This window comes from Limnospira sp. PMC 1279.21, from assembly GCF_032349615.1.
GTDB lineage: Bacteria > Cyanobacteriota > Cyanobacteriia > Cyanobacteriales > Microcoleaceae > Limnospira > Limnospira fusiformis.
In genome coordinates this window covers 59,283-68,047 of sequence record NZ_JARPLU010000004.1, presented here as the reverse complement: position 1 = coordinate 68,047, position 8,765 = coordinate 59,283, and the positions used below count along the sequence as shown (strand labels likewise).

The window sequence follows — 8,765 nt, the reverse complement described above, 5'->3', positions numbered from 1 at the left end:
GCGAGGTACTTATCCGGCAGTTGTTTTTCTACCGTGTCTATAATATGACACACTCTATGAGGGTTTGTAAAGGGGTTGAGCCACATTTATTTTAATGGCTGTCATAACTAGGACTTATCATTAATTTAACCATAAGGAGTCAAACCCTGAGAATGCCTGTGGTATCAGGCGGCTATGGGCGGCTTGGGATATAATCATCATCAGCAACTGAGAAACACGAGAGACGGGGGAAGCGCAAATGTCAGTAACTCACTGCCAATACTTGCTCGAAAACGGGGAAGGAGACGGACTGGGAACCCCCCATGCCACCCACTGATTTCCAGTTACAGCCGAGAAGTCGCACTAAACATTACCCTCACTCTCAATCCCTCTCCCACCTGCGGAGAGGGACTTTCAAGGGGTATTGCATGATTACTGAAAGGGCTGTAAAAGACGATCGCACTAGAGAAAATTGATGGCATTGGTAATTTTACAAGCCACCAATCGTCTCAACTTCAGTAATCAAAAATGGCGGCTTATTATGGTAATGTAGCATTTATTTGGCAAAATGAAAGTGCCTTACCAATTCGATGGTCATCAATTCCTCTTATGCTTGTTAAGCCTAATCTTAACGTTACTGGTGTCTAGTAATCCGGGAGTTGCCCAACAAACGGGTGAGCGGTTAGTAGTTGAATTAACCCCAGCCGAACAAGCGTATATTCAGGCTAATCCAGTTATCCGAGTTCATGGGGAGTCGGATTGGCCGCCTTATAACTTTGTTAAGAATGGTAATCCTACAGGATTTAGCAATGAGTATATTAAGATGATCGCGGAAAAAGTGGGGCTGGAAGTTGAGTTGGTGGTGGGTCCAACTTGGTCGGAATGTATGACGATGTTGGCTCAGAAAGAAATTGATGTGGTCACTAATATGGTGATCACTCCAGATCGTCACAAATTCGCGCTCTATTCTGAGCAATATGTATTTGACTTGGTGAATTCTTTGTTAACGCGCAAAGATGGGGAAGATTATACTGAGATTAAACAGCTTAAAGGTAAAAATTTAGCGATTGTCAGAGGTTTCTTTTTCGAGGAAATATTAACCAAATACTATCCTGAGATTAACCTACTGTTGACTAACAACACATTGGATGCCATGAAGCAGGTGGAAGCGGGGAGAGCCGATGCGGCTTTAGAAAGCCATGCCACTTTTAACTATTATACTGAACGCTATTTTTTGACAGAGTTAATCAGTCGTCCTCTGATTAATCACCCTCATTTATCGAATGTACCTCAATATTTAGGCATCCGCAACGATCGCCCAATTTTGAAATCAATTTTAGACAAAGCTATGGCAGCGGTTTCGGAAGAAGACTATGCCAATCTCCTTCGCCGCTGGTATTTGGCTGCGGATACCGCCAGCTTTAATTTTACCAGAACAGAATTGGAATATTTACAAGATAAAGGTGAGATAAAAATGTGTGTTGACCCTAATTGGATGCCCCTAGATGCAATCATTGATGGGCAACATACGGGGATGAGTGCAGACTTCATGCAATTGTTGATAGACCGGATTGGCATCCCAATTACGCTGCTTAAAACTCAGACTTGGGTAGAAAGTATTGAGCAATTTAAACAGCGACAATGTGACATTCTCTCCCTAGCTGTGGCTACGCCAGATCGCCTAGAATATGCCAACTTTACGAGACCCCATCTTGAGTTACCTTTAGTGATTGCGACGCGAGAAAGGGAACCGTTTATTCCCGATATCAGGGATGTTCTTAATCACAAAATTGGCATGGTTAAAAGCTACGCTTTTGTAGAAATATTGCGGAACCAATACCCGGATATGCAAATTGTGGAGGTGGCTTCGATTGAGGATGGTTTACAGCAAGTAGAACATGGGCATTTGTTTGGCTATGTGGATGTTTTACCGACGACTTCATATACTATTCAGAAACGATTTCCTTCCCTGAAAATCGCGGGTCGATTTGATAAAATTTTGCCTTTGAGTATTGCGGTTCGTAATGATGAGCCGGAACTTCTGGCCATTTTTGAAAAAGCGATCGCTTCTATCGATGAAAAAGCCAGACAAGGCATCATCAACAATTGGATTTCTGTTCGATATGAACAAGGTGTCGATTATCGGGCTATTGGGCGATTTGTATTCATCGGGCTAGGGGTTTTAGCGATTGTTCTGTATCGCCAATATTTACTACAAACTTATAACCGCAAGCTGGAAAAAATCTCGGTTACGGATCCTTTGACAGGCTGCTTCAATCGCCTAAAAATTGAAAAATGCTTGCAGGAACAGGAGTCTCTTTTCCATCGAAACGGACAGAAATTTAGCGTGATTCTCTGTGATATCGATTACTTCAAAAAGATTAACGACACCTTTGGGCATCTCCCGGGAGATGCTGTATTAATCGAAATGGTGGCACTGTTCCATCAAAGACTGAGGAAAACAGATATTTTAGGGCGATGGGGTGGTGAAGAGTTTATCATCATCAGTCCCCAGACTGATTTATGGGGAGCGAAGGCTCTAGCTGAGGCACTACGTCAAGATTTAGCCAGTCACCAGTTTCCCACGGTTGGTTATCAAACGGCTAGTTTTGGGGTGGCTGAATTTCACAGCGGTAATTACTCCATCAGCCATCTAATCAGCCAGGTGGATGAAGCGTTGTACAAAGCCAAAGAAAGAGGTCGTAACTGTGCGATCGCCTATCAACAAAGGCAGGTGATGTAGTCAATGATCATCATCCTGGTGGGGGATGGATAAGTGGCTTTCTTTAGCAGTCGGTAAAATATAGCACAGAACAGGCCATCAATAGCCAGAACCCAAATTAGTGGTTGAGCTATAAATGTATGTCACTGGTATTTAAAGGACTTTAATCAATCAATGACTGGCTGAATTCTTGTAAACCTTGATGGTTTAAAATCTGAATTTGCGAACCATTAACTGCAATTAAACCTTTTTGGCTCAATTTAGCAAATGCCCTTGATAGTGTGGCCGGAATAGTTCCTAATAAGGAGGCGAGTTCACCTTTATTTATATCGAGAGTAACCAGACGATCAGTCTCCCTGCCAGAATTGATTTGTTGAAAATCGCGATTACTTAAATTTAACAAATAGGCTGCCAATCGCTGTGGGACATCTTGAAATGAGAGAGAATCAATTAAAGAGGTTAATTCTCGCAGATGTTGACAAAGACTGGTCAGTAGATTAACTGAGACAGTAGGAGATTGATGTAGTACCTTTAAAAAAAGTTCACGGGGAAAGAATACTAACTCTGTCGGTTCTAAAGCTGCCGCCGAATTCGGGAAAGGTTGACCATCTAAAGCCGGAACTTCGGCAAAGTAATCTCCGAGTTGGAAGATATGAACAATTTGCTCTTTACCATTGGCCGAAACTTTAAATACTTTAACCTTACCCATTTTCACAATAAAAAAACCTATGGCAGGGTTACCTTGATTAAAAACCATCTCAGATTTGGCAAAGTTTTGAATTTTAGCAATTTGTGTAAAAGGCATTACTTCTGATTCACTTAATCCAGAAAATAGCAATGTTTGAGACAACCAATTATTTAACAACAAGGGATCTATCATGAATAATTAATGATAATTTTAATCTTGAACAAAGTTGATGATATTTGCAATTATCAACATAGTTAATTTGTGAATTTAGACTAGGGAATAAGTGTGAGCATTATTTGATGAGATGATCTCAAGTATAATTGCCGAACTTTGAAGATGTTATCAATTATACCACATCTGTAGCAGAATTATACTATTTTGTGGAAATAAGTTACATGGTGTTAATTGATATATTTTATAATTATATAATTAATTAGGCATTAAAATATACTAGGACATCAACAGGAACATATAAGCCATAATACTTATTATTATCAAAAAATGGTTGAGTAATTGAGGATCACCAGCCACAATTTAAGAATTTCTACAGATGATTTTTGACTTAAGTCAAAGAAATTGATCCGGTTACCATCCTAAATTTAGCTTGACCGGAAGAAAACTTGACATCATGGCAAACCTAACATTAGATAGAGTGACGACTACAGGTGGTTCTTCCAGGCAATTTAGTCTTCCCACCTGGTTGGTGCTAATTTGCATTGTGACGTTCACTGTCCTCATCTCAGCGGGTGCAGCAATTTATAAAAATGCGCCTCCTATACCTGCAACAATTGTTTCTCCACAACAGGAGATGATTCTCAGCCAAGCTGAGATTCAACAGGGTCAAGAAACTTATTTAGCCCGTGGCGGACAGCACATTGGGAGTGTTTGGGGTCATGGGAGTTATCTGGCCCCTGACTGGACAGCAGATGTATTGCACCGTTGGGGATTAGCGACAGCGGGGGTTATTTATAACAGCAATCCTGTTTTTACCCAAGAGGATTTAGAATCGCTACCAGATATCGATCGCGCTACTTTACAAATTCAGGTAGAGAAACAATTTAAAACCAATCGATATGACCCAGAAACCAAGGCTTTAACCTTAACTGAAGCTCAAACCATTGGTTTACAAAAAGTCTTTGAAGACTATCAAACCTGGCTTTCTCAAGGGTCGGTTGTGCATTCTATTCCTAGTGGTTGGTTTACGGATAATACCCAAATCCACAACGTTACCGCATTCTTTGCTTGGACGGCTTGGGCAGCTTCAGCCAATCGTCCCAATGCGCCCTTTTCCTATACGGCGAATTTCCCCCATGATGATCTGATTGGCAATCAAGCCCCGCCTCAGTTTCTGATTTGGTCAATTGTATCAGTGATTGTGTTAATTGCAGCGATCGCCGTATTTCTGTTTATCTATCTCACCCAAGAAGACCCAGAAGAAGTCCAGGTAGTTAAAGAACGTCCCAGTATTCGCCTTGCCACCCCTAGCCAAAAAGTGACCACCCTATTTTTTGGGGTCGCCATGGCTCTGTTTTTAGTGCAAATTCTCATGGGGATGGTGACAGCACACTATGCCGTAGAAGGGGATGGTTTTTATGGTGTACCGTTGCAACAGTATTTACCCTATGCAGCCTCTCGGACTTGGCACTTACAACTGGCTGTCTTTTGGATTGCCACTTGCTGGTTAGCGGCGGGACTCTATTTTGCACCCCGATTTGGCAAAAATGAACCACCAGGACAATCCTGGGGCAATGGAGCCTTACTAGGGGCTTTAACCGTGGTCGTTGTCGGTTCTCTGATTGGTGCTTGGGCGGGAGTACAAGGGCTTTTAGGAGATAAAAGTTTTTGGTTTGGACACCAAGGCTACGAATATGTCGAACTCGGTCGCCTTTGGCAACTGCTACTAATTGGCGGTATGGTGTTTTGGCTGTGGTTAATGTACCGAGCCTTGAAACCAGCCTTAAAAGCCGAGGGCAGTAAAACCGGACTAAATCACTTTTTCCTATATAGTGCGATTACAATTCCCCTGTTTTATGCCTCGGGGTTAATGTACACCAACCATACCCCTTTGAGCATTGCAGAATATTGGCGTTGGTGGGTAGTTCACCTGTGGGTAGAGGGTTTTTTTGAAGTCTTTGCAACGGTTACAATCGCCTATTTATGCAGTGAACTTGGCTTTCTTAAACGTTCTTCAGCCCTGCGAGCAACCTATCTGACTACCATTCTCTATCTCGGTAGTGGGGTAATTGGCACTCTACACCATCTGTATTTTTCGGGAACTCCAGTATTTATTACTGCAATGGGGGCTGTAGCTTCTGCTTTAGAGGTTGTTCCTTTAACCCTGATTGGTTTTGAAGTCGTTAAATCCATTCGACTCTCTCAAGAAGCCCAAGGATTTTATCGAGTTCCCCTCAAATTCTTTATCGGGACTTGCTTCTGGAATTTAGTAGGGGCTGGAGTATTTGGATTTTTGATTAATCCTCCCATTGTCCTCTACTACTCTCAGGGAATTAACACCACTCCCATTCATGCTCACTCGGCGTTATTTGGGGTCTATGGCTCTTTAGCCTTAGCCCTGATGCTATTTGCCTTACGGGAAATTACCCCAGATCATGCTTGGAATGAAAAACTATTTAATTTGTCATTCTGGGGCATTAATATCGGTCTGGTGATGATGATGTTATTTGGCTTGATTCCCAGTGGTTTTTATCAACTGGTACAATCAGTCAATTATGGCACTTGGTACGCCCGCAGTGCTGAGGTGATTAATTCGTCTTGGATGCACTGGACTGTATGGCTAAGGATTCCTGGGGACATTGTTTTTAGCCTAGGTGCTTTACTGATGGTTCTGTGTGTGTTGCGTTCAATTATCGCAATTTTTCAACAACCCACCCAACCCCAACCTGATGCACCTTTAACTGCTGATTATCCTATGTAACCATGATGTATAAAAGATTGAGATTTTACCTCAAACTTATTTTCTGATGAAGCAACGAAAAACCGATGCTAATGTACACATTCACAAGGTAAAAAATGACGACTTTATTTGAAAAGCTGGGCGGTAAGGATGCCGTTAACCTAGCTGTAGACAAGTTTTATGAGCGGGTTTTAAATGACGATCGCATCAAGCATTTCTTTGTTAATACGGATATGAAAAAACAGCGATCGCACCAGAAAGCCTTTCTCACCTATGCCTTTGGTGGCAGCGATAAATATGATGGGCGCTATATGCGGGAAGCCCATAAAGCCTTAGTCGAAGAACAAGGTCTAAGCAGCGAACATTTTGATGCAGTAGCAGAAGACCTAATGGAAACCCTAAAAGAAATGGGAGTTCCTGATGACTTATTAGCAGAAGTTGCCGCTGTAGCCGCGGCCCCGCAACACAAAAAAGATGTCTTAAACCAGTAAGTCAAAAAAACTTAGCCTTTTCCTTTATCCGGGAAAGGCTGGCTTCCCTCTAATCGTCAAAAAAGGAACAAAAGCCATGAATATTCGCGCTCAAATTTCCATGATGTTTCATCTGGACAAGTGCATTGGTTGCCATACCTGTAGCGTTTCCTGTAAAAATATTTGGACCGATCGCCAAGGCCCCGAATATATGTGGTGGAATAACGTAGAAACCAAACCAGGAACAGGTTATCCTACCCAATGGGAAAATCAAGAACAGTATCAAGGAGGCTGGAAAAAACCAGAAGGTAAGGAAAAAATCGAGTTACCTTCCACCAACAAAGTTAAAGGTTTAGCTAATATTTTTCATCAACCCTACTTACCCACCATTGATGATTATTATGAACCTTGGACTTACAAATATGAAGACTTATTTAACGCCCCAGCTAGTGACGATCAACCCACCGCTAAACCCATTTCGCTAATCACTGGAGACGAAATCGATATCAAGGCAGGTCCCAACTGGGATGATGACCTCGGTGGTTCCCCAATTTACGCCAGCAACGCCCCCAACCTAGAGGCAATTAGCGAACAAGATCGGCAAACCTTATTTGAAATCGATCGCCTTTTTTTCTTCTATCTTCCTATCTGGTGCATTATATAAACGGGGAGAAGATGGCATGGTTTTAGTCAATCAAAATGTCTGTCGGGGTTGGCGTTTTGGAGTCACCGCCTGTCCCTAAAAAAAGTTTATTATAACTGGAAATCAGGCAAATCAGAGAAATATATCCTCTGTTTCCCCCGCTTAGAAACGGGTCAACCCCCCGCTTGTTTCCATTCCTGTGTCGGACGCATTCGCTATCTGGGAGTTCTGCTTTATGATGGCGATCGCATTCAAGAAATCGCCTCCTGTGATGAATCAGAATTAGTCACAAAACAACGGGAATTAATCCAAAATCCATTCGCTCCCGAAGTCATTGCCCAAGCCGAAAAAGATGGGGTTAATACTTCAGTCATTGAAGCCGCCCAAAAATCCCCAGTTTAGAAATTCGTCAAAGAATGGAAACTGGCTTTACCTCTGCATCCAGAATTTCGCACCTTACCCATGTTATTCTACGTTCCGCCTTTGCTTCCGGTATTAGGACGGGTAGACAACGGCACCTATAACACCAATAGCGACAACTTTTTTGGCAACTTATAACAGGCTAGAATCCCCATTGAATACTTAGCCAAAATGTTGACAGCCGGAAATAAAGACTTAATTAAAGAAACCTACCGCAAGTTGATTTCTGTACGATTATCTAAACGGTTGCAAGAAGTTGGAGATTTAGATGCTGACAAAGTGCAAGAAGCAATTTCCCAAGCCGGTTTAACCCCTGAAGCGAAGAAATCTATCGCTTGACTTCTCTGGCAACCTGGGACGAACGATTTCTCATTCCTTCCATGCACAGGGAATATGCCATTTCTATGATTGAAGATACTCAACTGCATAAGGGAGAAGTTGGAGTTGGTTTCAGCACCAGAGCAGCGAGAGGACTGTCAACCAATTATTAACACTATAACATCAGTATTTCCTGAGAAATTTTCTCCCAGACTCTCTCAGCAAATACATCACTAAATAAGCCAAATCATCAGCATTAATTCATGGGCGAAAGGAAGGAAACCAGAAAACACACCTCACTGCCCAGCTTGATTGTGTGACACAGACTTATCCGAATGTTGAGCCATTTTTAGCAGATTTTGTTCAGTTTTTGCAAAATACCCCCACCCCCAACCTAGAAGAAATTTACACCAGCACCTTTGATCTGAATCCAACTTGTTACCCATATCTGGGATATCAACTGTTTGGAGATGGCTATCAACGGGGATAATTCTTGGTTAAATTAAAAGAAAAATACCAGGAACATAACTTTATTGATAACAGTCCATAATTGCCGAATCATTTAACCATTTTCCGGGAATTCTTGGGTTAGTTAAAACCAGATATCAACT

8 protein-coding genes are annotated in these 8,765 nt (G+C 42.0%); 7 read left to right on the top strand and 1 reads right to left on the bottom strand.

Annotated features, from left to right (window positions below; all coding sequences use genetic code 11):
- Positions 1-547: 547 nt before the first annotated feature.
- Entirely contained in the window at positions 548-2,722 is a 2,175-nt protein-coding gene (locus tag P5683_RS01390; protein ID WP_315638673.1) for a diguanylate cyclase, read from the top strand.
- A 142-nt stretch (positions 2,723-2,864) separates the two neighbouring features.
- Here the strand turns inward: P5683_RS01390 and P5683_RS01385 are convergent, their stop codons facing one another.
- Positions 2,865-3,581: a Crp/Fnr family transcriptional regulator gene (locus tag P5683_RS01385; protein ID WP_315638675.1), complete on the bottom strand. Its 717-nt coding sequence runs from the start codon at positions 3,579-3,581 to the stop codon at positions 2,865-2,867.
- A 436-nt stretch (positions 3,582-4,017) separates the two neighbouring features.
- On the opposite strand from P5683_RS01385, the gene P5683_RS01380 reads away from it, so the two are divergent.
- From P5683_RS01380 to P5683_RS01355, 6 genes are all read left to right on the top strand, one after another.
- Positions 4,018-6,324 (top strand): nitric-oxide reductase large subunit, encoded by a 2,307-nt coding sequence (locus P5683_RS01380; RefSeq protein ID WP_315638677.1) that lies wholly within the window; start codon positions 4,018-4,020, stop codon positions 6,322-6,324.
- A gap of 95 nt (positions 6,325-6,419) precedes the next feature.
- A complete protein-coding gene (locus P5683_RS01375) occupies positions 6,420-6,794 on the top strand; it encodes a group 1 truncated hemoglobin (RefSeq protein ID WP_315638679.1) in 375 nt (124 codons plus the stop codon).
- Between the two features lie 76 nt (positions 6,795-6,870).
- Positions 6,871-7,437, top strand: coding sequence for a cryptic nitrate reductase 2 subunit beta (locus tag P5683_RS01370; protein WP_315638681.1), 567 nt, complete (start codon positions 6,871-6,873; stop codon positions 7,435-7,437).
- Positions 7,438-7,485: 48 nt separating this feature from the next.
- Positions 7,486-7,818 carry a 4Fe-4S dicluster domain-containing protein gene (locus P5683_RS01365; protein ID WP_006621979.1) on the top strand — a complete coding sequence of 111 codons (333 nt, stop codon included), beginning with the start codon at positions 7,486-7,488 and terminating at the stop codon, positions 7,816-7,818.
- A 165-nt stretch (positions 7,819-7,983) separates the two neighbouring features.
- The gene (locus tag P5683_RS01360) at positions 7,984-8,175 is read left to right on the top strand and encodes a nitrate reductase (protein ID WP_285894524.1); all 192 of its coding nucleotides are present in this window, start codon (positions 7,984-7,986) and stop codon (positions 8,173-8,175) included.
- 295 nt (positions 8,176-8,470) lie between these two features.
- Positions 8,471-8,644: a nitrate reductase delta subunit gene (locus P5683_RS01355; protein WP_006621977.1), complete on the top strand. Its 174-nt coding sequence runs from the start codon at positions 8,471-8,473 to the stop codon at positions 8,642-8,644.
- Positions 8,645-8,765: the final 121 nt, after the last annotated feature.

What these genes read in the sequence shown, in the direction of transcription:
- P5683_RS01385 (WP_315638675.1), bottom strand. Translation starts at nt 3,581, where the DNA reads ATGATAGATCCCTTGTTGTTAAATAATTGGTTGTCTCAAACATTGCTA.
- P5683_RS01390 (WP_315638673.1), top strand. Translation starts at nt 548, where the DNA reads ATGAAAGTGCCTTACCAATTCGATGGTCATCAATTCCTCTTATGCTTG.
- P5683_RS01370 (WP_315638681.1), top strand. Translation starts at nt 6,871, where the DNA reads ATGAATATTCGCGCTCAAATTTCCATGATGTTTCATCTGGACAAGTGC.
- P5683_RS01375 (WP_315638679.1), top strand. Translation starts at nt 6,420, where the DNA reads ATGACGACTTTATTTGAAAAGCTGGGCGGTAAGGATGCCGTTAACCTA.
- P5683_RS01380 (WP_315638677.1), top strand. Translation starts at nt 4,018, where the DNA reads ATGGCAAACCTAACATTAGATAGAGTGACGACTACAGGTGGTTCTTCC.